General features: G+C 31.9%; 25 protein-coding genes and 1 pseudogene. All 26 read left to right on the forward strand.

Annotated elements, in window-relative coordinates:
- Nucleotides 1-354 precede the first annotated feature (354 nt).
- A pseudogene (locus tag DWX29_RS03415) lies at nucleotides 355-681 on the forward strand (GTP pyrophosphokinase family protein); the annotation flags it as partial.
- A gap of 35 nt (nucleotides 682-716) precedes the next feature.
- Entirely contained in the window at nucleotides 717-2,276 is a 1,560-nt protein-coding gene (gene cls / locus DWX29_RS03420) for a cardiolipin synthase (RefSeq protein ID WP_117910573.1), read from the forward strand.
- A gap of 197 nt (nucleotides 2,277-2,473) precedes the next feature.
- A complete protein-coding gene (locus DWX29_RS03425) occupies nucleotides 2,474-3,907 on the forward strand; it encodes a phospholipase D family protein (RefSeq protein ID WP_117910574.1) in 1,434 nt (477 codons plus the stop codon).
- Complete coding sequence (locus DWX29_RS03430) at nucleotides 3,886-4,596, forward strand: response regulator transcription factor (RefSeq protein ID WP_003693048.1); 711 nt, start codon at nucleotides 3,886-3,888, stop codon at nucleotides 4,594-4,596. Before DWX29_RS03425 ends, DWX29_RS03430 begins: the two co-directional genes overlap by 22 nt.
- Entirely contained in the window at nucleotides 4,596-5,639 is a 1,044-nt protein-coding gene (locus DWX29_RS03435) for a HAMP domain-containing sensor histidine kinase (protein WP_117910575.1), read from the forward strand. Before DWX29_RS03430 ends, DWX29_RS03435 begins: the two co-directional genes overlap by 1 nt.
- 33 nt (nucleotides 5,640-5,672) lie before the next feature.
- Nucleotides 5,673-6,737 (forward strand): FUSC family protein, encoded by a 1,065-nt coding sequence (locus DWX29_RS03440; protein ID WP_117910576.1) that lies wholly within the window; start codon nucleotides 5,673-5,675, stop codon nucleotides 6,735-6,737.
- 354 nt (nucleotides 6,738-7,091) lie between these two features.
- Nucleotides 7,092-7,487, forward strand: a complete 396-nt coding sequence (locus DWX29_RS03445) for a DUF6483 family protein (RefSeq protein WP_117910577.1) — start codon at nucleotides 7,092-7,094, stop codon at nucleotides 7,485-7,487.
- 60 nt (nucleotides 7,488-7,547) lie between these two features.
- Nucleotides 7,548-7,880 (forward strand): DUF3784 domain-containing protein, encoded by a 333-nt coding sequence (locus tag DWX29_RS03450; RefSeq protein ID WP_118565178.1) that lies wholly within the window; start codon nucleotides 7,548-7,550, stop codon nucleotides 7,878-7,880.
- Between the two features lie 61 nt (nucleotides 7,881-7,941).
- Nucleotides 7,942-8,721 carry a class I SAM-dependent methyltransferase gene (locus DWX29_RS03455; RefSeq protein ID WP_118565179.1) on the forward strand — a complete coding sequence of 260 codons (780 nt, stop codon included), beginning with the start codon at nucleotides 7,942-7,944 and terminating at the stop codon, nucleotides 8,719-8,721.
- A 74-nt stretch (nucleotides 8,722-8,795) separates the two neighbouring features.
- Nucleotides 8,796-9,401: a YdcF family protein gene (locus DWX29_RS03460; protein WP_118565180.1), complete on the forward strand. Its 606-nt coding sequence runs from the start codon at nucleotides 8,796-8,798 to the stop codon at nucleotides 9,399-9,401.
- 120 nt (nucleotides 9,402-9,521) lie between these two features.
- Entirely contained in the window at nucleotides 9,522-10,100 is a 579-nt protein-coding gene (locus tag DWX29_RS03465; protein WP_118565181.1) for a hypothetical protein, read from the forward strand.
- Nucleotides 10,101-10,102: 2 nt separating this feature from the next.
- On the forward strand, nucleotides 10,103-11,053 hold the full coding sequence (locus tag DWX29_RS03470; RefSeq protein WP_243053224.1) for a phosphotransferase: 951 nt from the start codon (nucleotides 10,103-10,105) through the stop codon (nucleotides 11,051-11,053).
- Between the two features lie 6 nt (nucleotides 11,054-11,059).
- Nucleotides 11,060-11,212, forward strand: a complete 153-nt coding sequence (locus DWX29_RS12625) for a hypothetical protein (RefSeq protein ID WP_158574488.1) — start codon at nucleotides 11,060-11,062, stop codon at nucleotides 11,210-11,212.
- A gap of 171 nt (nucleotides 11,213-11,383) precedes the next feature.
- Complete coding sequence (locus tag DWX29_RS03475) at nucleotides 11,384-11,791, forward strand: NUDIX domain-containing protein (protein WP_158574489.1); 408 nt, start codon at nucleotides 11,384-11,386, stop codon at nucleotides 11,789-11,791.
- 378 nt (nucleotides 11,792-12,169) lie between these two features.
- Nucleotides 12,170-12,634, forward strand: a complete 465-nt coding sequence (locus tag DWX29_RS03485) for a hypothetical protein (protein WP_158574490.1) — start codon at nucleotides 12,170-12,172, stop codon at nucleotides 12,632-12,634.
- Nucleotides 12,635-12,794: 160 nt separating this feature from the next.
- The gene (locus DWX29_RS03490; protein ID WP_347497649.1) at nucleotides 12,795-13,793 is read left to right on the forward strand and encodes a PDDEXK nuclease domain-containing protein; all 999 of its coding nucleotides are present in this window, start codon (nucleotides 12,795-12,797) and stop codon (nucleotides 13,791-13,793) included.
- A gap of 233 nt (nucleotides 13,794-14,026) precedes the next feature.
- Nucleotides 14,027-15,418 carry a M14 family metallocarboxypeptidase gene (locus tag DWX29_RS03495; RefSeq protein ID WP_118565185.1) on the forward strand — a complete coding sequence of 464 codons (1,392 nt, stop codon included), beginning with the start codon at nucleotides 14,027-14,029 and terminating at the stop codon, nucleotides 15,416-15,418.
- 159 nt (nucleotides 15,419-15,577) lie between these two features.
- Nucleotides 15,578-16,801, forward strand: a complete 1,224-nt coding sequence (locus tag DWX29_RS03500; protein WP_118565186.1) for an N-acetylmuramoyl-L-alanine amidase — start codon at nucleotides 15,578-15,580, stop codon at nucleotides 16,799-16,801.
- A 72-nt stretch (nucleotides 16,802-16,873) separates the two neighbouring features.
- The gene (locus DWX29_RS03505; protein WP_118565187.1) at nucleotides 16,874-17,476 is read left to right on the forward strand and encodes a class I SAM-dependent methyltransferase; all 603 of its coding nucleotides are present in this window, start codon (nucleotides 16,874-16,876) and stop codon (nucleotides 17,474-17,476) included.
- Nucleotides 17,477-17,692: 216 nt separating this feature from the next.
- Nucleotides 17,693-17,926: a helix-turn-helix transcriptional regulator gene (locus tag DWX29_RS03510; RefSeq protein WP_346432192.1), complete on the forward strand. Its 234-nt coding sequence runs from the start codon at nucleotides 17,693-17,695 to the stop codon at nucleotides 17,924-17,926.
- The gene (locus tag DWX29_RS03515; RefSeq protein ID WP_118565188.1) at nucleotides 17,913-20,045 is read left to right on the forward strand and encodes a leucine-rich repeat protein; all 2,133 of its coding nucleotides are present in this window, start codon (nucleotides 17,913-17,915) and stop codon (nucleotides 20,043-20,045) included. The genes DWX29_RS03510 and DWX29_RS03515 overlap by 14 nt, the downstream gene beginning before the upstream one ends.
- 305 nt (nucleotides 20,046-20,350) lie before the next feature.
- Nucleotides 20,351-20,905, forward strand: a complete 555-nt coding sequence (locus DWX29_RS03520; protein WP_118565189.1) for an RNA polymerase sigma factor — start codon at nucleotides 20,351-20,353, stop codon at nucleotides 20,903-20,905.
- A 2-nt stretch (nucleotides 20,906-20,907) separates the two neighbouring features.
- The gene (locus DWX29_RS03525) at nucleotides 20,908-21,648 is read left to right on the forward strand and encodes a hypothetical protein (RefSeq protein ID WP_022088528.1); all 741 of its coding nucleotides are present in this window, start codon (nucleotides 20,908-20,910) and stop codon (nucleotides 21,646-21,648) included.
- Nucleotides 21,635-22,498 carry an ABC transporter ATP-binding protein gene (locus tag DWX29_RS03530; protein WP_118565190.1) on the forward strand — a complete coding sequence of 288 codons (864 nt, stop codon included), beginning with the start codon at nucleotides 21,635-21,637 and terminating at the stop codon, nucleotides 22,496-22,498. The genes DWX29_RS03525 and DWX29_RS03530 overlap by 14 nt, the downstream gene beginning before the upstream one ends.
- A gap of 27 nt (nucleotides 22,499-22,525) precedes the next feature.
- Complete coding sequence (locus tag DWX29_RS03535; protein WP_118565191.1) at nucleotides 22,526-23,728, forward strand: hypothetical protein; 1,203 nt, start codon at nucleotides 22,526-22,528, stop codon at nucleotides 23,726-23,728.
- An 84-nt stretch (nucleotides 23,729-23,812) separates the two neighbouring features.
- A complete protein-coding gene (locus DWX29_RS03540) occupies nucleotides 23,813-24,889 on the forward strand; it encodes a hypothetical protein (RefSeq protein WP_118565192.1) in 1,077 nt (358 codons plus the stop codon).
- The last annotated feature ends 105 nt before the right edge of the window (nucleotides 24,890-24,994 follow it).

Below are 24,994 nucleotides of genomic sequence, written 5' to 3' on the forward strand. Positions count from 1 at the left end.
ACACTGTATGATGTTGTTCCGAAAAAAGAAATTGCTTAATTTGAAGAGCTTATGCGCAAAACCATAGCTGACATTGTATCAGAAGCCAGTAGCGTTGCCTGTTGGGTGTATGCGCAGAAATATGTGAAGCACAAAACCCTAAACGAAATGCTGCAAGAATTGCCAGACGTAAGTCAATTCATCCTAGCTATGGATACCTGGTTTGAAAAACTGATGGAGAAATAATCTGGGAAAATAGTTTAAAGTTTACATGTTATGATCATGTATGAAGTTGGAACAAAATAAAAGAATTGTGCTCTACTATTGTTCAAGAAAAAAACTCATTGACATATTTCAATCTATTTAGGAGGATAACAGGATGATATTAAAGTTATTGAAATAAAAGATTATATAAAAAATCCAAAATCGAATGGTTATCGAAGCTATCATATGATTGTTGAAATACCAGTATTTTTTGCTAAGGGTAAAACACCTATGCGTGTAGAATTACAGATTCGAACCAATGGTATGGATTTCTGGGCAACATTGGAACATCAACTTCGCTATAAAAAAGGAATTGAAGAAATGCCTGGCTATGATGAGATAAGTGAAGAATTACTTCATTCTGCAAGAGCTATCATTGAAGCAGATAATGAAATGCAGAGAATAAAAGACAAAATTGGTATGTTACACGAAATTTAGGGAGAAAACTGAGCAAGTAGGAAGGTGGAATATATATGAAACAAGATACTTTAGAGGGCAAAGCAAAAACAAAAAATGGGGTAAAACGGCTGTGTTTTTCCATAATCTGCATTCTTCTGGAAGTGATTTTTATTATTACTATCGTAACACGCTTGAATGAATATGCAGAAATCATAAATTTATTTACAAGGATTTTGAGTGGGATCTTGGTTTTGGGATTGTACGCATCAAATAAGACATCCTCTATGAAAATGCCTTGGGTCATCTTAATTCTAATTTTCCCAATTATGGGTGTAGGCCTGTATTTGTTGATTGGTTTGAATGGTGGCACACATAAAATGCGTGCGCGATATGCAGAAATTGATAGCAAATTGTTACCAATGCTTCCGGACAGTCAGGAGTGTTTGAGCAGAATAAAAGAAACAATTCCGAAAGCAGGAAATATAGCAAGTTACATACAAAGAAATTCGCAGTATCCAATCTATCAGAATACGGATATTGTATATTTTGATGAAGCAGTGAAAGGATTAGAGGCACAGCTTAAGGATTTGGAGAAAGCACAGAAGTTTATCTTTATGGAATATCATGCGATAGAAGACGCTGAAGCATGGCATAAGATTCAAGATGTTCTGGAAGAGCGAGTAAAAGCAGGTGTGAAAGTTAGAGTATTCTACGATGATATGGGTTCTATAGGCTTTATTAACACAGATTTTGTGAAAAAGATGGAGGCAATAGGAATTCATTGCCGTGTATTCAATCCGTTTGTGCCAGGTTTAAATCTGTTTTTGAACAATCGTGATCATAGAAAAATAACAGTTATTGATGGAAAAGTCGGATTTACAGGTGGATATAATCTAGCAAACGAATATTTTAATTACACACACCCGTATGGACAGTGGAAAGATACAGGTATTCGTTTAGAAGGAGATGCTGTTCAGTCGCTTACGGTGACATTTTTGGAAATGTGGAATGCAGTAAGTGATAAGGATGCTAATGATTCTGATTTTAGTAAATACCTTTTCCACTATGATTATGCGGCACAGCAAACTGGGTTTGTTCAACCTTATGCAGACAGCCCTATGGATAATGAGCAAGTAGGAGAAGAAGTTTATATCAGTATGATAAATAAAGCTGAAAAATATTGTTGGTTTATGACTCCATATCTAATCATAACAGATGAAATGACGCATGCGTTATGTCTGGCTGCTAAGCGAGGGGTAGACGTAAGAATTATCACACCTGGTATCCCTGATAAAAAATTCATTTATAATATAACTCGTTCTTTTTATCATGGATTGGTTAAACATGGTGTTCGTGTTTATGAGTGGACTCCTGGTTTCTGTCATGCAAAAATGAGTGTGGCAGATGACTGTATGGCAACTTGTGGAACAATTAATCTGGATTATCGAAGTTTATATCACCATTTTGAAAACGGCTGTTTTATGGCAGATTGTCAGGCAGTTGTGGAAATAAAAAATGATCTGATAAGAACGATGGGAGAATGTCGTGATGTGACAGACCAATATCAAACCGGACGAAGTGCATATTTGCGACTGGGACAATTATTTATGAGATTATTTGCTGGATTGCTATAAGAATCTGATGAAACGACCTTTCAAAAAACAGTTGATTTAGAAGTTAACTGTTTTTGAAAGGCCGTTTTTGCTATATCTAACAGTCTGTTGTACAAAGAAGATTTTGCATTGATGAAAAAACAAACCTTGTTGAGGTTAAATTGAGATTGACTTTGTATTGTATAAGTATAAAATAAAAAGGAATTAGGTGATGTACAATGAAAAAGTATAAAATATGTAAAATCCTTCTTGTTATACTGGCAATTTTTTTATGTGTGGCTTTTTATGAATTGCTCGGAATCTGCGTTGCATATAAAAAGCAGCCGGAAGTGTCCAATACAACCAAAAAAGAAACAAAAAATGGGTCATGGAACGAATGCAGTGAAAATACAGAACGGGCAGTAATCATAGAAAAGAATCCAGAAGCGCTTTTACAAAGAGTGCGTTTGATCCAGAATGCAAAAGAGGAAATTATTCTTTCTACTTTTGCATTTAAATCCGATGAAAGTGGAAAATTAATCTTAGGAGCACTGCATGATGCGGCAGACAGAGGTGTGCATATTCGTCTGTTAGTAGATGGAATGGAGAGCTGGATTGATATGGAAGGGAATCCGTATTTCTATGGATTATCTTCCCATGAGAATGTTGAAATTAAACTGTATAATAAAGCCAACCCGTTGAAACCATGGAAAATGATGGGTAGAATGCATGATAAATATTTGATTGCAGATGGTAAGACATATATTCTTGGCGGAAGAAATACATATAATTATTTCCTGGGGGATTTTCCGGGACATAAGAACTATGACAGAGACGTGTTGGTTGTTTGCAATGAACCTGAGAAAGAAAATTCAGTTAACCAGTTGTTAGATTATTTTGAAACTATATGGGATCAGGAAGACAGTGGTTATTTTCATAACAATAAAAAACTGGCAAATAGAAAATCTGTAAAGAACGCAGTTTTAGAGCTGCAGAACGGCTATCAGAAATATTTTGAAGAGAATAAGGAAAGAATCTGCGATACCGATTATACGGACGAAACTTTTGAGACAGAAAAGATTGCATTAGTGTCAAATCCTATTCACACAGGTTCCAAAGAACCAGTAGTGTGGTATCAGTTGGGAGAATTGATGAAAAATGCAAAAAATCGTGTGAAGATCCACACGCCATATATTATCTGTAATGATATGATGTATAATACATGGGAGGAGATTGCAGAGAACGTTTCAGATTTTTCTATCATGACAAATTCAGTTGCGAATAATGGAAATCCATTTGGGGCTGCCGATTATGCGAAAAACAGAAATAGAATCTTAAGTACAGGAATTAATATCTGGGAATATGAAGGCGGTTATTCATACCACGGAAAAAGTATTTTGATTGACGATGATCTGTCTGTAATCGGTTCCTTTAATATGGACATGAGAAGTGCATATCTGGATACGGAACTGATGCTTGTAATTCGCAGTAAAGATATTAATAAACAGTTGGAAGAGGGCATGATGGAATATGAAAGAGTGTCCCGCCAGGTATTGGAAGATGGAACCTATCGTGATCCATATCATGTAGAGCCAATCGAATTAACAAAGAAACGTCAGAGAAAAATATTTTTGGTACAGCATCTGCTTGGATGGGCAAGGTATCTGTTTTAATAAGGAGGAAGGAAAACGTGTTTCAAATATTGATTGTAGAAGATGATAAAGAATTAAGCCAGCTATTCCAAAAAGTGCTTGAGAAGAATGGATATCAGGTCAAAAGTGCATCGGATGGAGCACAGGCATTAGAAGTATTGGATAAGGAATATATTGATCTGATCATTTCTGATATTATGATGCCGGTTATGGATGGCTATGAACTGGTGTCAGAACTTCGCTCAGCAGGATATCAGATACCAGTGCTTATGATCACTGCGAAAGGTTCCTTTGATGATATGCGCCAGGGATTTCTTTCGGGAAGTGACGATTATATGGTAAAACCGGTAAATGTGAATGAAATGGTTTTAAGAGTCGGAGCACTGCTTCGCCGTGCACAGATACTGAATGAACACAAAATTGTGATCGGTTCAACAGAGTTTGATTATGATGCAATGACGGTTACAACTGATAAGGAAAGTCTTGTTTTGCCTAAAAAAGAATTCCTGCTTTTATATAAGCTTGCAGCTTCGCCAGGCAGAACATTTACAAAACAACAGTTGATGGATGAAGTATGGGGATACGAGACGGAGGCAGACCCACATACGATAGAGGTACATATAGGAAGAATTAGAGAGCGTTTTAAAGATAACCCTGATTTTGAAATCGTAACAATGCGTGGAATTGGATACAAGGTGGTGAAAAAATAATGGAACAAAAGAAAGAAAAAGGATTGCGGATCCGATCCTGTCTGACTGGTGCAATCTGGCTGGCACTTGTATTTTCAACAGTCATATCTGCTTTATTATTTGCTTTTTTGAATCATTTTTTTAATCTGCCGGGCAGCATACCTGTGCTTGGCTGGCTTTTGATTTTCAATACATTGATTGCCGGGCTGATCACTTCCTTTATCAATGCAAAGTTACTGGAACCAATTACCAGACTTAGTAAAGCAATGAAGGAAGTTTCTCAGGGAGATTTTGAACAGCATTTGGAAACGAACAGCCGTATAGCAGAAGTTGGAGAATCTTATCAAAGTTTTAACGTTATGACAAAAGAACTTCGTGCAACAGAGGTGCTGCAGATGGATTTTGTATCTGATGTTTCTCATGAGTTTAAGACCCCGATTAATGCCATTGAAGGATATACAATGCTGCTTCAGGGAGAAGAACTGTCTCCGGATCAAGAGGAATATGTAGAAAAAATCTTATTTAACACCCAAAGACTTTCCGGATTGGTTGGTAATATTTTGCTGTTATCCAAGTTAGAGAATCAGAATATACCAATGAAAAAAACAGAATATCGTCTGGATGAACAGATCCGCCAGGCATTTCTTTCATTGGAAACAAAATGGACAGAAAAAGAAATTGGTTTTCAGGTAGAATTGGAGGAAGTTAAATATACTGGGAATGAAGGACTTTTTATGCATATCTGGATAAATCTTTTGGATAATGCGATTAAGTTCAGCCCTTCAAAGGGGACAATTACGATGTTTCTGAAACAAGAACAGGATTCTGTTAAGTTCATTCTGGAAGATGAAGGACCAGGAATAGAGGATGATGTAAAATCCAGAATATTTGACAAGTTCTATCAGGTAGATGGATCTCATAAAGCAGAAGGAAATGGCCTAGGTCTTGCACTTGTAAAACGGATTGTAGATAGTGCCGGAGGAACAATCAAAGCAGAAAACCGTGAATATGGTGGATGCAGATTTGTTATAGAGCTGCCAAAGCAGAAAGATGAGATTATATAGTTTTAAGATAAATTAGAAGATGGGAGGATTTATATGACATTTTATCAGGAGTTGCAGTTAAATCAGGCAGGTTCTAAAAACCTGTTGAAAAAGAGTGAAACACTAAAAGAAAAATTATATCATATGTGGGTATATCTGGTGAAGATAGCTGTTACAATGGCATTTTGTTTTTTCTTTGTTAGTATTTTCAGCATCCTATTTGGAAAGGAGAACAGCATTGTAGGTGTAGTAGTCTTATTATGTCTCATGGTGTTTAGAAATGCGGATCTGGGGATCCACATCGGACAATCTACGATGCTTTTGGCTTTGTTCTTTGTAATTATGACTGTATGTCCGCATTTAGCAAATCAGTTTTCACCGGTGTTGGGAATGCTGTTAAATATTGCGGCACTGGCTGTGTTGATTCTGTTCGGATGTCATAATCCATTCATGTTTAATCAATCTACATTGGTTCTTGGGTATCTACTGCTATATGGTTATGATGTTACGGGAAAAAGCTATCAGATGCGATTAGTCGGAATGGCTTTAGGTGCAGCACTTACCTGCTTCGTATTTTATCGAAATCATAAAAACAGAACCTATAAAAGAAATCTGAAAGATCTGATACAAGAATTTGATATCATTTCTTCCAGAACAAAATGGCAGATATGTCAGATTTTATGCGTACCGATAGTCCTTTGCATTGCAGAACTTTGTAATATGCCACGTGCAATGTGGGCTGGTATTGCGGCCATGTCCACGATTTTGCCGTTTATGGAAGATATGCACTACAGAGTCCGTAAAAGGATTGTCGGAAATATTGCAGGTGTTATATGTTTTACAGTATTATATTTTCTGCTTCCTTCGTCAATCTATGCATATATAGGAATTCTTGGTGGAATCGGTGTAGGATTTTCAGCACAATATGGCTGGCAGGCAGTATTTAACACATTTGGTGCTTTAGCCATTGCTGCAGAGACTTATGGACTACAAGGAGCGGTTAGTCTTAGAGTGATTCAAAATGTTTTTGGTGTTGTGTTTGCTTTAGCATTTTGTGTTATATTTTATTGGTTTATGTCTAAAAAAAACGGTTCATGCGGGACTCAATGTACGCTTTAATGAAGAAAAACAGATTACTTCTGATAACGAAATTCAAAAGTGGGCGAAACAGATTGTAAAATAGTACTCTTAGCGGAACTAATCAGGTGATAGGTAACATTTACTTCAGGATCAGTTAAGGGAATCCGTTTGTGTTATACTGTTTTATAGATTTTTCTTGCCCTTGTATTTGCCCTTATCAGAGTTCATAAACACTGATGGGACGATATAACACAAGGGAAAAAATAAGGGAAAGCTCACCTGCGACAAATCCAGTGCTTTCAAGGGTTTGCGGAGAATTTAATAACAAAATATAACAGTTATTAAATCTCTTAAAACAGGTGAAATCTCAATCGGAAGTTATGGAGGTGAAAAATGTATTTCACAGACGAAAAAGACTATATTATGCGAATGATAAAAGAAATGGTAAGAGTATTATTTTCTTTAATGTTTGGGAAAAAGTATGTTTCTGTTGAACTTGAAAAAGAAAATAAATATGAAGTATCAGGAAAAAATTTGAAAGATTTTCTTGATATGATTGATTCAGGGCAAATTAACGAAGCGGAGAATATACTTTTAGATAACATTGATTATACAAATAATGATGATGTTATGGCGGCAGCTCTTTTCTATCAATACCTTAGTGAGAAAGATAGTGAGTTTTTGATTAACAACAATTATACAAAAGAAGAAGTACTTTCTGGTTTTAAGCAATTACTTGTGCAGTCAGAATATAATAATTTGTTATATATGATTAAGGATGATGAGTAATGCAGAATTTTCGACTTGTGGACTTTAACAACTCGGAATTTGGTGGGAGGTGTTATACAAATGAAACTGGCAGACTTATCAACTGGACCAGACTGGGTAGTATATGTTGGATTTATAATATTTGCTGTATTTTCCATAGTTTTGATTTCTGGACATGGAAGTTGGTTAATTTCCGGATATAATACAGCTTCAAAAGAAGAAAAGGCAAAATATAATGAAAAAAAGCTATGCAGAACAATGGAAATTGGAATGTCTGTCATAGCAATTCTTCTATTAATTATGGGAGTGTTTGAAAATATTTTACCGGTATTTTTTGTGTATATTGCATTGGGTATTATTTTAGCTGATGTTGTGATAATTATTGTCTTGGGAAATACAATATGTAGAAGGTGACAAAATCCAGTTTGAGAGCTAATAAAATGAGTAGAAGAATAAAAAGTTAGTGAGGTTTAACATGAATAAAATAAATAATACATCAGTTGTAAAACAGCAGTATGCTAATGCAAACAATTTAAATACAAGAATATCTATTCACGATAAATATTCAACAAACAAAATGGGTTTTGGAAACTGGATAATGTCTAATTATAGAATTGATGAGAAAATGAAAGTTTTAGAACTAGGTTGTGGAACAGGAGATATGTGGAAGAATAGCCAGTCTTTGATTAAAGCTTGCTCAAAACTAATACTTTCTGATTTTTCAGAAGGAATGGTAGCAACAACAAAAAGCAACATAGGAAACTATGAAAATACCGAATATAAGGTTATAGATATTCAAGAAATCCCTTACGAAAATGAGACATTTGATGTTGTTATAGCAAACATGATATTATACCATGTGCCAGATATTGATAAAGGTTTGAATGAGGTGCGACGTGTATTAAAGAAAGGTGGACATTTTTACTGTGCAACATATGGAGAACATGGAATTATAGAATATCTTTCAAAAATTCTTTCTGAATATGGTGTTCAAAACAATATAAATAAGAACTTCACACTTCAAAATGGATATGAGATATTAAGTAAAACATTTTCTAAAGTTGATAAATTAGAATATATAGATTCGTTAGCAGTTACTAATGTAGATGATATGATAGATTATATTTACTCCCTGTCGAGTATGACAACTTTGAATGATGTACCAAAGCATATAATAAAAGACGTACTAATGCAAAATATGACAAATGGAATATTAAATGTACCAAAGGAATATGGAATGTTTGTTGCATTATAGAACATAATTATTTCAAAGTAGTAGGATTAATATAATAAGAAATATTTGCTTAGAAAAATGAAAGGGTAAAAGAAATGTGGGTATCAAAAATTACAGAAGAAGATTTAAGTAATGAAATAATAGATAAATTATTATTTGAAGGCATAGTGGATACAGGAGAAAATATTGATTGTATTATTGTTTTAGGAAGTACAAAGGCATCAAAATATAGAGTTCCAGTAGCAGTGAAAGCCTATAATTCAGGCAGAGCAAACAAAATAATATTATGTGGCGGTGCTTTAAAAAAATTTCCGGATGAAGAAAGTACTGAAGCTGAGCATATGTATAAAAGGGTTTTGGAATTAGGTGTGCCAAAGGAAAATATTATTTTGGAGAATAAATCACAAAGTACAGTGGAAAATATTCTTTGTGCATTAGTAGAATTGCAACGTGCATTTTGGTTGAATAGAGTAAAAAAAGTATTGTTAGTAACAAGTACATATCATATGAGACGCAGCTTAGCAATTGCAAGGTACTTATTTCCAATACATATAGATATAGTTCCCGGTCCTGCGGATGATAATAATACAAATCGTGATACTTGGATGAATACACCAAAGGGAAGAGAAAGAGCAAAGAGAGAAGCTTTGAATATTGTTGGATGCGTAAAAAATGGTGTTATTGCAGATTTTGAAATATAGGTTGAAATTAGTGAGGAGGTAAAAGCTATCATATGAAGAACAATCAGCAACAGTATATTGAATATGTTATGCGATTTGCGGAAGAAAATAAAAGTCACATTTGGTTAAGTGGTTCTTTTTTTGCATAGAACTGCTACATTGTTCTTTGATGTAGATATAAGTACCTTTTGTAACACGGAAAAATTGAATGAACTGATTTATGGTTATGGAAAACCTGTGTATATATTATTTACCCATAAACCATTAGGCATACTTATCGTTATATATGAAGATGGAGTAACTGTTGATTTGGAAATAATCGAAAAAATAGATATTTCAGACAGTGAATTCTTCCATACTGATGATATTAAGTTATACGATTACAGTAGAAATGAAAAATTATGTAAAGAGTTTGCTTTAAGAGATGATATGCACTATCAAATCTCTCGTTTGTTTCATCGTAGTTTGATTAAGTTCTTATCGGGCAAACAGGATATAGGTGTAAGCATAGCAAACGAGGTGGCTACATTTATTAATTGTAACATCTTTATTAATAAAGCTTGTTACAGGAATAACATTATTGAACTTTTGAAAGTTTTTAATGAACAGTATAAATTACCATTAGAATACTTAGCTATTTTGTGTGAATTGATAGAGAAATTGGATGAAAAAATTGTCCGTAAATCAAGTAAACGAATCCCAAGTTGTAGAGTTGGATAATTATGAAATATAGAGGTACACAGATGTTTGAAGATATAAAGAATAGTAGTGATTGGCAATCTGTTGATAAGGTTTCAAAGGGATGGTCAAGCGATAGTAAATACTTTATTAAAACAAAAGAAGGAAAGATGATATTGCTTAGAATATCAGATATGGAACAATATGAAACAAAGAAAAAAGAATATGAGATTGTAGAAAAATACTCAAAACTTGGATTTTTAATGTCTCAACCAATTGATTTTGGAATTTGTAACAATGGAAAAAACGTGTATATGTTGCTTACTTGGATTGAAGGCAAAGATTTAGAAGAAGTATTATCTGATTTGACAGAAGAACAACAATATCAGCTTGGAAGACAAGCAGGAAAGATTTTAAAGAAAATACATTCAATAGATGTTGATATAAATGATATTCCAAAAGATACAAAGAAATCGAAGAAGTTGCAGCAATTATCACGTTATGAAGAGTCACACGTTCGTATTGATGGTGATGAAATTGCAATTAAATATGTAAAGGAAAATATCGACCTAATATGGAAAGAGAAACCTGTATATATGCATGGGGATTATCACCCGGGAAATCTTATTTACACAGATAATGGTTTAATTGGTGTAATTGATTTTAATCGTTGGGAAGTTGGTGACCCTTATGAAGAATTCTATAAACTTGAAAGTTTTGGAATTGAAAACAGCATTCCGTATTGTATCGGACAAATAGATGCATATTTTGATGACCAAATACCAGAAGACTTTTGGAGTACACTTGCAGTGTATGTAGCACAGGCTTCTTTATTTTCAATTAAATGGGCAGAGAAATTTGGGCAAGAAGATATAGATAGTATGGTAGTTAGATGCCGTATGGCACTTGATGACTACGACAATTTTGAAACGTATATACCAAAGTGGTATACAGATAAGTATAGGAATAACTTTAAAAAGAAGGAGATAAAATAATAAACTATGGAAGGCACATATGTAAAGAATTTGATTTGTAAAGTTATTGATAAATCAGAAAGTAATAATTGGGATAATGCTGTAATGGAGTGGGAAATTATTGATTGCGAGGAAGATGAAAATGCTCTGAAATATGCATATGTGGAAAAGAGAATATAAAGTATTTATATACTATTAAAAATATGTATAATGGAAATATTTTATATCCGGTAGGAAGTTCGTGTATTACGAAATTTGATAGAAAAGACTTAAGAGAAAAAACATCTTTAATGGAGTCACAGTTTAAGCTGTTGCATGTGGTAGAAGAAGGAAAATTCTTATCACTATCTGTTGAATTATTTTCGCGTAAATTGTTATTGTGGTTATACGAAGAAGGGGCAATTTATAGCAGGTGGTGGAGAAGATGAGGACGAAACTATAATAATATCTGCAAAACGAGAGGCATATGAAGAAGCAAACATAGATATGGATTGTAAATATTCTGTACTTGATACACAAAATAGCATACCAACATACTGTTTTAAAGAAGCAAGAAAAATATGGGGTGAAAATTGTTTAGTTATTCCTGAATATACATTTGCGGTTAGGATAGATACAACAATTTTGAAATTGTCTCAAGAGCATACGGAATATGAATGGGTTGATTACAATACCGCATTAAAAAGACTTAGGTATGATAGTAATAAAACTGCGTTATGGGAATTAGATAGTAAAATTAAATTAGGAACATTAAATTAAGAATATTTATATTATGATTTATATACAACAAAATTGTAGTGCGTTACAGTTATAAGCTTGTCATAAACTTCAGATTTTGAAATATAGGCTGAAAATTAGGGCTATTAGCAAATAGTAAATGACGAAGAATCTAATAAGCCAACTGGTATTATTCTTTGCACTGATAAAGATTCAGTGGTTGCAGAATATGCTTTAGAAGGATTGACAAGTAATATTTTGCATCAAAATATATTTATTATATTACCAATAAAGAACAACTCATAACGGAGATCAAAAAAGTGATAAATCAGTGGAGTAAAAATAAAAGATACAAAAAATGGAAGAAATTGCATATGTATTGCTCGACATTATTATGATAGGTTGTGTAAAATAGATTGTGTGAATATACTGGATTTAGCTATCGAAAAACTTTATGCTAATGCCGATGAATATGGTGTTACATCAAATATATGTGGAATAGTTAAATCGATTGATGATTATCAAATTAAAGAAAGAAATTATGATTTAGTAATGGCGGTATCATCTTTGGAACACGTAGATTCAAAAGAAATCTTTGTTAATAAATTGCGGGAAATAGAACATGGCATCCGCAAAAATGGCATTGTATGTTTAGTTGTAAATTCTAATATAAAAGAGTTTGACAAGAAAACAGGAAATGAAATACTTCCACAATTTGAAGTATGCTTACCTACAGAAGAAATGCAAAGGATTTTTGAAAAAGCTTTTAGTGAATGGACAGTATTAAAATCTACTGTGGTGGATCAGCAATATGATATTCCGAGAGATAGTGGAATATGTGAATTGAAAACAAGTGTAGTTACTTTTGTAGCAAAAAAAGGATAGAGATAAAATGGTTAAGGCACTATTGCAGAAAAAAATCAGTATCAAGAAGTGGCAAAGGAGAATAATACATATGGAGAATAAACTAATAAACACTGGTCAAAATAGTATTATGGATAATTTTATTGAGACAGATGATATATTAAAAGACATGCGATAGATTATTGAATCCTCACAGAAAGCTGCACATCAGGCAGTTAATATGACTCTTGTGCAGAGAAATTGGATGATGGGTTATCGAATCGCCAGTGAGGAATTGCATGGTGAAAAGCGGGCAGAGTATGGAGCAAAGATAATAAAGAAATTATCTAAGGAATTATCAACAGAGTATGGAAAAGGTTTTACAAAAACAAATATATACAATTTTTATTCATTTTATAAAACTTATCCAGAGATTTTCCACTCAGCGAGTGGAAAATCTCAACCGATATTATCATGGACACATTATCGCATTTTATTACAAGTAAAAGATGAAAAGGCACGTGAATGGTATGAGAAAGAAGCGCTTCAACAAGCATGGAGTGTTAGAACACTACAACGTAATGTTTCTTCACAGTACTATTACCGTATGCTTCAGACTCAAAAGAAGAATCTTGTAGAAAATGAAATGAATGAACTAACCAAGGAATATCAGAATGATAAGTTAGAATTTATAAAAAATCCGGTTATTGCAGAATTTTTAGGTATGGCTTCAAATACAGATTTTACTGAAAGTGATTTAGAAAATAGCATTTTGTCTAATTTACAGAAGTTTTTGATGGAATTAGGGAAAGGGTATGCTTTTGTGGCAAGACAGCAACATATTCATACAGAAAAGCAGGATTATTATATTAATCTTGTTTTCTATAACTATATTCTCAAATGTTTTGTACTAATAGATTTGAAAACGCAGAAAATTACACATCAGGATGTAGGTCAGATGGATATGTATATTCGGATGTATGACGAACTTAAACGTAGTGAAGGAGACAATCCTACGATTGGAATTGTCCTCTGTTCTGATACAGATGAGGACGTTGCAAAGTATTCTATTCTTCATGGTAATGAACAGCTGTTTGCATCAAAATATAAGTTATACTTACCAACAGAGGAAGAATTAAGAGCAGAGATTGAAAATCAGAAAACAATGTTTTATTTGCAACAACAGGAAAATGACGAGTAGTTTTATTAAAGTATAGAAATACTAATGAGTTACTACATTTTGCATATGTATATTTGGAAAGGTTATTATCAGGTTGGGACCCCGTGCCCAACCATTTTTTTATTATTTCTAAATAATAAACCATAGAAGATGTATTTTTCAACAAAAATAGAATTCTAGTAATTAAATAAACAGGCATTTTGTAGTATAATATTTATATATAAACTGGAACGAAAAATTGAAAGGAAAAACATATGAAAAAAACGCTAAAGACACTAATGTTAATTGCAATAATTGCAATGGGAATTAATTTGACAGAGGCAAAAGCCAAAACTTCGGGAGAGATAACAGTACCGGAAACGACAGTACAAGAAGCAACAACGTTACCGGAAACGACTACACCTCAGGAAACAACAGTAATACCGGAAACAACTACGCCGCAGGAAACAACAACAATACCGGAAACAACTACAATACCGGAAACAACTACAATACCGGAAACAACTACAACAAAAGCAGAAGAAACAACAACTGTACAGCCGACAACTAAACCGGATGTGGACACAACAGGAAAAAACGTGAAAAAAGGTGGCTACGTAAAGAAGAATGTTTCTGCATATAATTTGAAATTAGAGGAAGTGACAGAAGTTGAAAAAGGTGTTCGTTATTATGTTTATAAAGAATGTAATAATGGATATTCATTAATTAAAGTGGGAAATCAGGAATTATTAGTTGAAACGAAATATATTACCTACAAATGTAATGCTAAAAAAATAGTAAATACATCAGATAAAAAATATTCATACTCAGATATGAAAGTAGATTTAAAGAAATTAGAGAAAGCATACGGTTCAATATTAAAAGTTGATATTGCAGGAAAAAGTTTGGATAAAAGAAATTTATACTATGTTACATTGGGGAATGCTAAAGCAAAGAAAACGGTTTATGTAGAAACATCCGTGCATGCAAGAGAGTATATGAATACTAAATTTATGATGAAAGTTATTGAAGATTATTGCAGAGGATATGATACGAAAAAATATAAAGGAAAAAAATATAGTACAATCTTTAATAATGTTAAATTAGTAATTATGCCAATGGTAAATCCGGACGGAGTAACAATCAGTCAGTATGGACCTAAAAAAATAAGAAATGCTAAGTTACGTGAAAATCTTTATAAGATAGCAGGCGGAGTTGATTTCAAGATATGGAAAGCAAATGCCAGAGGTATAGATATAAATAGAAATTACGCAGAAGGTTTCGACAGAGGTGGTGCAAAAACACCAGGGCATAAGCAGTATGCCGGTAAAACACCTATATCTGAACCGGAAACAAAGGCACAGGTATCGGTAGTAGAGAAAGTTAAACCTGATGTAGTAATTTGTTATCATCAGGCAGGTGAAGTTATGTATCATCTTAATCACACAAAGCTTAGCAATATGCTTTATTCCATGACACATTATACTCACATAATAAGTGGGCAGACTCATTATGGAACATTCAGTGATTATCTTGATGCCAGAAATATACTAAATTGTACATTAGAAACAGGATTAACACCGGCACCTGTAAAAAATAGCATGTATAAGAAAATATATAAGACAAATAAAGATGTATTAGTAGCGGTTGCAAAAATGTATTTATAATAAAAAGGCGAAGTCCGGATTCTTTAGGATTTCGCCTTTTCTGAAAAAATATAAGAGGTTAAACAATAAATGGGTTAATTTGATTTGAGAAAAATTCCCCGCTAAATTTATTTGCACTTAATAAATATCTATCAGAGTAAGTAAGAAAGGTGGTAGTATATGAATAGAAATACAATAAAAAAAATAATTGCATCAGGACTGATTATAGTAACAACAGTTGTATTTGCAGAAATTAATAATAACGGACTTAAAATGCCGGGTAATATTGCATTTAATTCTATAGTAGAAGCAGAAGAAATTTCTACAGGTAATACAGAGGCCGTAAAAGAAGATAAAAGTAAAGTTTTGCCGGAAGTTAAGAATTATTCCCTTAAGCAAAGCAATATTAATATATTATCAGGAAAGTCAGGAAATGTTACAGTTTCGTGGACTAAAAATAGTAAGGCTAATGGATATCAGATTCAATATTCTACAGACCAAAATTTTGTAAGCTCAAAAATTAAAACAATAAAAGGTCAAAATAAAAATTCTACAAAACTTGCTAAATTAAATAGTAAGAAAAATTACTATGTAAGAGTCAGAGGATATGCAAAGAAGGGTAGAAATAAATATTATTCAGACTGGAGTAGCTGTGCTGAAATAATTTCGTGGAATTCTAAATGGGAATTTGCAAGTTATTCAAAAATACATACAGATTCAGCTGTTTTATATTTTTCAAGTGCATCAAAGGTTAAGAACAAAACTGTTTGCATAAATGCAGGACATGGAACTAAAGGTGGTGAAAGTGTTAAGACTTTATGCCATCCTGATGGTAGCGCCAAGGTAACCGGCGGAAGTACTTCGCAGGGAGCAATAAGAGCTACATCAATTAATGGTGGAACTACTTTAAATGACGGGACACCTGAAGCAAAGGCTACATTAAATTTGGCAATGATAGTTAAGCAGAAACTTTTAAAAGCAGGATATAATGTTTTAATGGTTAGGGAAGGCGAAGATGCTCAGATAGACAATATAGGAAGAACTGTATATGCAAATAACTGCGCAGATTATCATATTGCACTTCATTATGATTCGACTTCATCAAATAAAGGGGCTTTTTATATTGGTGTTCCAGATAATCAGTCATATAAAAATATGTATCCGGTTTCTAAAAATTGGAAAAAACATAACAAATTAGGAAAAAATCTCGTATTGGGAATGAAAAATGCCGGAGTTAAAATACATGGGAATGGTGTAATGGGAATTGATTTGACTCAAACTTCCTATTCTACAATACCTTCTGTAGATTTAGAAGTGGGAGATAAGAGTAGTAATCATTCAAATAAGACATTAGAAACAATTGCCGTAGGAATTGTTAAGGGAATGAATAAGGTGAATAAGTAATTGAGTTACTGATATTAATAGGTCAAAAAATGGAAAGTGTAAGATAGGAGATATGCATTTTTGCGATAAATTATGAAACAAGACAAAAACGAAATAAGGTGGGACAAACTTCTTAAGATTCGCACCACAGGAAGAGATGATTCAAAAGCAGACCAATATAGATATCCTTATGAGCCAACGCCGTATTCAGTGCTAGAGCGTCTTGCCAACAGTGGGCTTATACGTAAAAATAATACATTGATTGATTATGGATGCGGCAAAGGAAGAGTTGATTATTTTATGGCATATCAGACAAAATGCAAATCAATTGGAATTGAGTACGATGAGCGTATTTATGAAAGGGCAATGACAAATAAAGAAACTGCAGTGTCATCTAATAAAGTCATAATTGAACTTGCAAATGCAGAGAAATTTGAAGTACTTGAAAGTGTGGATAAGATTTATTTCTTTAACCCATTTTCTGTAGAAATCTTGCAAAAAGTAATTGCACAGATACTAGATTCTTATTATGAAAATATAAGAACGATACAACTGTTTTTTTATTATCCATCAGATGAATATATTTCGTATTTAATGACGGTAGACGAATTAATGTATTATGATGAGATTGATTGCAGAGATTTATTTGACGGAAATGATAGTAGAGAACGGATTATGATTTTTGAAATTATGTGATTGAAAATAAGTTTCTGTATAAATATTGTAATTTTTAAATATGAAATTAAACTTTTGGGGTTAATTTTAATATATAAATTATAATATTTAACCTGTTTAGCTAACCGTGTATAGGTATCGGCATCACTTTTTATTTCTATTCCATATATATTTTCAGGAGTAACCAGTACTGCATCAGCTCTGGCTTTACCCGTTTGTTTCTCTTATTGGAAAAAAATTGCAGATAGATTAAGAAAGGTAAGAAAAAGACGTTCTATTTCTCAGGAAAAACTTGCAAATATGAGTGGAGTTAGTTATGGCTCAATAAAAAGATTTGAAGCAACAGGACAGATATCGCTAATAAGTCTTACAAAGATAGCAACAGCTTTAGGTGTAGCAGATGAATTAAGGGAATTATTTACGGATGTTCCTTATAGAAATATTCAGGAGGTTATAAATGAAACAAAATAAAATGAAAAATTTTTTAAATAAACTTGTAGCAACAGTATTAACAATATCGTTAAGTTGTTCATATGGAATTGTGACAAAGAAAGAGGTTAAAGCAGATAACGGACTAATTCCGACAGCATATGATAATTTGAACAGATCATTAAGGAAAAAGTCACAGCTGGTTAATTTGGCGAATGGATATATGCGTGTTTTTTATAATGAAGAAAACATTGGAATAGAATATTATGACAAGAATTTTAATATACAGAGCAGAAAAAATATAAATATGGAATTGCCGATGTGGGGTGGATTTTATGCAGGAAATAATGGCTATTATTTGGTTGAAGGAGTAAGCAACACTGATGAATCAGATACTGCTGAGGTAATTCGTGTAATAAAATATGATAAAGATTGGAACAGAATTGGAGCAGCATCAATTACAGGAAACAGCAATTTATTTGGTGGTGAAGTAAGGTATCCATTTGACTATGGGTGTGTTGAAATGACAGAATACAATGGAAAATTATTTGTTGTAACAGGGCATCAGGGCTATGTAGACCCAATGTATAAGCAGGGACATCAGGGATTTTTAATGATTAGCGTGGATGAAAATACAATGACGGGTCAGATAGTTAAAAGCGATTTGTGGCATTCTTTTGCACAATACATAGTTGAGAAGAATTCAAATTTGTATGTTTTAGAACAAAGTGAAGGTTCAAGATATACTAAACTTACAAAATACAATGCCGATTCATTAAGAGCAGAATCTATTCCATTACTTGAATATGGTGGAGAACATACATCAGCATGGGCTATATCATGTTATGCAAGTGTAGATGATTTGGCTGTTTCAGAAGATAATGTTTTGTGTTTGGGAACATCTATAGATCAAAGTCAATATGAAGTTGTAAATACGAATACTGCACATAATATTTATCTTACAGTTACTTCACAGAATGAATTTGATGAAGAAAATACACAGATAAAATGGATGACTAACTATAAAGATGATGGAAGTTGTTTTATTGGAACTCAAATAACAAAAATAAATGATAACAAGTTTATGATTTCATGGGAAGAATATGGAAAAAGTCAGACTGCAGGGACAGAAGATTTATTAGAGTCATCTATTTTACATTACATTTTTGTAGATGGAAATGGTAATAAAATTAGCCGGGAATTTACAGCATCGGCACCAATTTCAGATTGTCATCCGATTGTAGATGGCTCAAAGATTATATATTATGCATCAAGTTCAAATATGGTTGATTTTTATTCTATAGATATTAATAGTGGAAAGATGGATAAAAAAATATATCGTGTAGCAGGACAAAATGCAACATGGGATTTTGAGTCTTCAAATGGAACATTAACAATATCAGGTTCAGGTGCGATAGATATTGATACAAAAGTTCATTATAGATATCCAGTTTCATCAACAAGTAGAGGATTTAGTTATTCATCATCTGACAACACATGGACAAATATAAGGAACAAAGTAAAGAAAATTGTAATTAAGTCAGGAATAACAAGCATTCCGGATAATGAATTTAAAAGTTTTGATAATTTAGAAGAAGTTGAAATTGGCAAAGGTTTACAGAAGATAGGGGATGAAGCATTTTATGGTTGCAGAAATTTGAAAAAAATAACAATTCCTGCAAGCGTTAATAGCATAGGAAAAAGTTGTTTCGAAACAGGATATTTCTGGATTGGCAGTGGAAAACCGGTTATTTCAGTTACAATATATACAACTGAAAATTCATATGCAGCACAGTATGCTAAAGCAAATGGAATACAATGCAAGATTGTGAATAAAAACGCAGATAAAACGAATCAAACTAAGGAAAAAACTAAAATTGCGAAAGCAAAAATTAACATAAAATTATCATCTAAAAAGAAAAAGACAATAACAGTTAAATGGAATAAAGTGTCTAATGCCAAAGGCTATCAGATACAATACGCAATGAATAAGAAATTCACAAAGAATAAAAAAATTGTGAAAACAAATAAGCATTCAATGCAGATTAAAAAACTTAAAGCCGGTAAGAAATATTTTGTAAGAGTAAGAGCATATAACATAACAAAAGGAAAGAAAAAATACACAAAATGGAGTAAAGTAAAAAGCATTAAATGTAAGTAATACAGGAACTCATGATGTCAAAATTAGGAGTGTCCAGATAAAATGCCACTTGATTGAAATAAAATCAAGTGGCATTTTGAGTTTGTAATATCTTTTTAGATAATAAATATCTAAATCATTTATTAAATATATCTAATCTAGGTTATCTGTCTGATTTTAATTTTAATATATTAATTATCATAAAGTTAATTATAAGTAGAAAAAGAGGGATTAAATAAGAAATTCCTCCAATATAATAAATATTAAAACTATTTTCAATTAATTTTCGTATATAATAATGTAATACAAATTACAGGAGAAAAAGAATGCATTCAGATTATAGGCTTATTAGAGAGATAAAAAAGAAAAATGACAGAAACTCAGCAAATGAACTGGTCAGCAGATATTATGACGAAATTTATGTTTATGCTTATAAACAACTTCAGGAAAAAGAGTTAGCGATGGACATGACGCAGGACATTTTTATAGCAGTATTAAATGGATTACATAGCTATGATGAGAAAAAAGCTTCTTTTAGAACATGGCTTTACAGGTTGGCCTCAAATAAAATAACAGATTTTTATCGGAGCAGATTTTATAAACAAAAATTATTAGAAGCCGGTCCGGTAGAAACAGATTACATCGGGACGAATGATAATCAGGAAGAAATGATTATTAATAAAATGACAAATGAAAAAATGATTCAGGATGTGATGATACTTATATCCGGATATAACAATGAGTGGATTAGGATATTCCAAATGAAAATATTTGAGGAGTTATCATTTAAAGAAATTTCTAAGGAATTAGGTATTTCAGAAAACACGGTTAAAACGCGTTATTATACGATGATTAAAATGTTGAAAAAGGAGTTAGCGTAATTATGGAAAATAAATATAAATTTGATATTGAGTACCCTACACAAATCGAAAAACAAAACAGTATAAATTTTATACTTGATGCGACTAAAAAAGAGGAAGAGCCATTGATTACAAGGCTAAAAAATCTATTCTTAGGACCGGGAATAAATGTTATATTCTATCAGTCAAAATTACTTGTATTAATGTCACTTGCTATATATTTGTTTGCAATATCTTTAGGATATGTTTCATTTTCAATAAATGATTATATAAGTCCTGAATACATGATAATAATAATGTTTCCTGTTATTAATGTGTCATTTTTTGCACTATCAATGTGGAATGAAGAACAGTCTGCAATAGTAGAACTTAAACGCACATTGAAATACTCACAAAGTTATATTATTACACTTAGAATGTTGTATGTGAGTATATTAGCAATCGTCATCAATGAGGCAATGCTGTTAATTATAACTGATGTTAAATATCAGTTAAAAATAGTCATTATTGCTTTTGCTACGTCATTTATTTTTTCTGTAGTATCACTATGGCTGTATGACAGGTTTAATAATTATTACAATATAGTTTTTTTATGCATAGCATGGATAGTGGGAACGACAGGAATATCAAAATATAATTCATTAATTATAAATACAATGCTAAATACAGTGCCTACTGTTGTTTGTGTTGCAATTGCAGCTATTAGTTTTGGAATATTTATAGCTTATTTAAGAAAGGTGGAAAAAGAAAATGCTTACGCTTAATAATGTATCGAAAAATTTTGGAAAATTTACGGCAGTAGAAAATATAAGTTTAAACATGGATAATGGATTATATGCACTGTTAGCACCAAATGGAGCAGGAAAGACGACCATTATAAAGATGATAACAACTTTGCTTAATCCTACTGAGGGTGAAATTTTATATGATGGAGTAAATATAAAAACAATGGGAGCGGCGTATAGGGAATTGCTTGGTTATTTGCCACAGGATTTTGGATATTACAAAAATAATACTCCAAAGCAGTATCTTTCATATTTGGCAGCTTTAAAGGGAGTACCTAAAAAAGAAACAGCAGAAAAAATTGATTATTTGTTAGAAATGGTAGGATTGTCAGAAAATGCTGACAAGAAAATGAGAAAATTTTCAGGTGGAATGATTCAGAGAGTTGGCATTGCACAGGCAATGTTAAATGACCCTAAGATATTGATTTTGGACGAGCCAACAGCAGGATTGGACCCAAAAGAAAGGGTAAGATTTAGAAATATAATTTCAGTATTGTCAAAAGATAGAATAGTCATACTATCTACCCATATTGTGTCAGATATTGAATCAATTGCAAATCAGGTAATTCTTATAAGAGATAAGCATATTTACAAAATGGATTCCGTAGCAAATATTTGTAACGAGTTATCAGGAAAGGTATTTGAGATGCAGGTAAGTGACAAAGAATATGAAAAGATGGAAGAAAAGTATATTGTTTTGTCAGCAAGACAGGAAAAAGGATTTATGACAATAAGAGTGTTTGACGAGGCAGATGATGGAACGGATAATGATAATAAGGTAAGTGTTTCACCAAATTTGGAAGATGTATTTTTAGTTAATTACAATTAACATAATAATGGTTAATAGGAGAAAAATATGATTAAATTTGAGTTAAAAAAGATATTTAATATAAAAATCGTGCTTGTAATCTTTGTACTAACAGCATTATTTTACAATATGTTTTTAAGCACTAATTATTTTGCTACATCTAATATGGGGGCAGAAGATAAACTATGCACCATATTAATGAAAGAATACGGAACAAAATTACCGGTTAGTAAAAGAAATAAGTTAGAAGAAATAAAACAAGAATATATTGAAAAAGTTGACAAGTATATTGCAGGGGATGAAGTATTGAAAAATGCAGGTATAACTAACTATAAAGATTACAAATCAATGCGCTCAGAAGAAGGACTGGATGATAAGGTAAAAGAAAAATTAAATGACATTTCATTTGGAAGCTATGCTGAAGAAACATTTCTGATTCAGGAGGTGGATTACTGGCAGGAATGGGAAACAGGGTTACAGTTTGCAGGGCTTAGTAGGGAAAATGCAGAGAGTAATATAACAGAAAATGTAAGACGACATACAGGGGAAGTAAATAAGCTGAATCCTAAATTTCTTGAAAGAATGGAAAAACTATATACAAGAGATTACACGTCGCTTTTATCAGAAGATGCAGCTGAATGTGTAAAAAGTGATTTACCTTTGATTGGTTTGCTAATGTTAATATGTTCTGCTTTATTGATAATACCTTATCAGATACGGGAAAGAATAAGAAATGTGAATACATTATTTTATACTACAAAACATGGAAGAAATTTGGTTAACACCAGAATAACAGCTACCGTTATTACTACCGTTTTAGTTGGAATAGCACATATAATTATATTTTATGTATATTTGATAATTAGAGGAGTTGGAAAATATTTGGATTGTCCTATATATTGCACTGCAAGAGTTAATTCATGGTATGATTTGAATTTTGGTACATATATTTGCTTAAATTTATTACTATACATATTTGCAATTATGTCACTTATAATGCTGTATTTTTTAATATCAAAAATATCACTAAATTATGTGGTTGGTTTTGCAAGTGCAATTCCTTTTACGGTTATCATAGCTATTATTTTTAATAAAATAATGTATGGATATTTGATAATAGAAAACAAAATGAAAATAACTTACGATGTTTACCGCCCTATATTGATTTGCATAAGTTTTACAATTATTGGTTTGATTATTGCAGTAGCGTTAGCAAAATATGAAAAGAAAAAAGATGTAGTTATTTGTTAATAAGCAGATTAAAAGATAACTATTTGTTAATAAGTAAAATTAAAGTATAAAAATTTGTTAATAGATGAAAAAGGAAGTGGTAATTTGCTGATAAAATATGAAATAAGAAAAATAATAAAAAATCCTATTGTGTGGATATTAATGTTATTTTTTCTTGTCATTAATATTTTGAATATTGAAATGCAGGTTCATGATTATAAGAAAGACATAAAACTTACGCATCAGTATATTCTAAACGACAAAATTGATAAAGAATATCTGAATTCTGTTGTTTCAATATATGATGATTTTAATATGCAGATTGTAAAAAATACTAAAATGGATTTGTATGATTACAATCCAAGTGGAAAGTATAAACTGTTTATAGACAACTGTTATAAAAAATTAGAAAAAAGAGTAGAAGAAATAAAAAATGATGGAGAAAGTACACAATTAACTTATCCGGGTCAGGTATATAGATTACATAAATTGCTTTATTACAACATATTTAAAAAACTATTGCTGGAAATGGCTGTTGTAATAAGCATATGCACATTATTTTTAATGGATTATGAAAGGATAAACAATACGACAGGAATAGTATATGCGACCAAAAAGGGACGAACAATTCAGAAAAGTAAAATGATAAGTGCAATGATTGCCGGGAGTGTTATTAATGGTATTTTGATGATAGGAACTCTAGGATATTATTTCGCAAATATTTCTTATAAAGGACTTTGGAATACCTCATTATCATCGGCAATGGCTATGGAATCGAGAGGAATTCTTAAATATCCATTCATTACTTATGCGAAAATGAGTTATGCAAAATATCTTTTATTCACAATATGCTACGCAACAGTGTTGATAATACTTATCAGTGTTTTAAGTAGTGCCATTCAATTAGTAACTAACAATAGTTACATAAGTATAATTATTGTTGTCATTACAATGTTGGGATTATTAAATGTATTACAATTTTCTACAAACACATGGTTTGATTTGTTAATATCATTTAATCTGGCTTCAAGCTGGAATGATTGTGGTTCATGGTTTATGGAAAATCATTTATTTACTTCGTTTAAAGCTTATGATTGGATTAGTATTTTGGTGCAAACCTGTATTGTAAGTATTTTATTTAGTGTTGCTTATAAGAGATTTTGCAGAAAAGATTACGTGTGATGAATAACGGGTGGGTATTGGAAGGATAAGTGTGAATAAAAGTAGCTCAGAGTAAGTAAAGAAGCAGAAAAAATTTTGTTAAATATTGAATTATCCTCTAAAGAT

Origin of the sequence: Eubacterium sp. AF19-12LB, from assembly GCF_003479125.1 — a bacterium.
In the GTDB taxonomy this organism is placed as follows: Bacteria; Bacillota; Clostridia; order Lachnospirales; family Lachnospiraceae; genus Eubacterium_U; species Eubacterium_U album.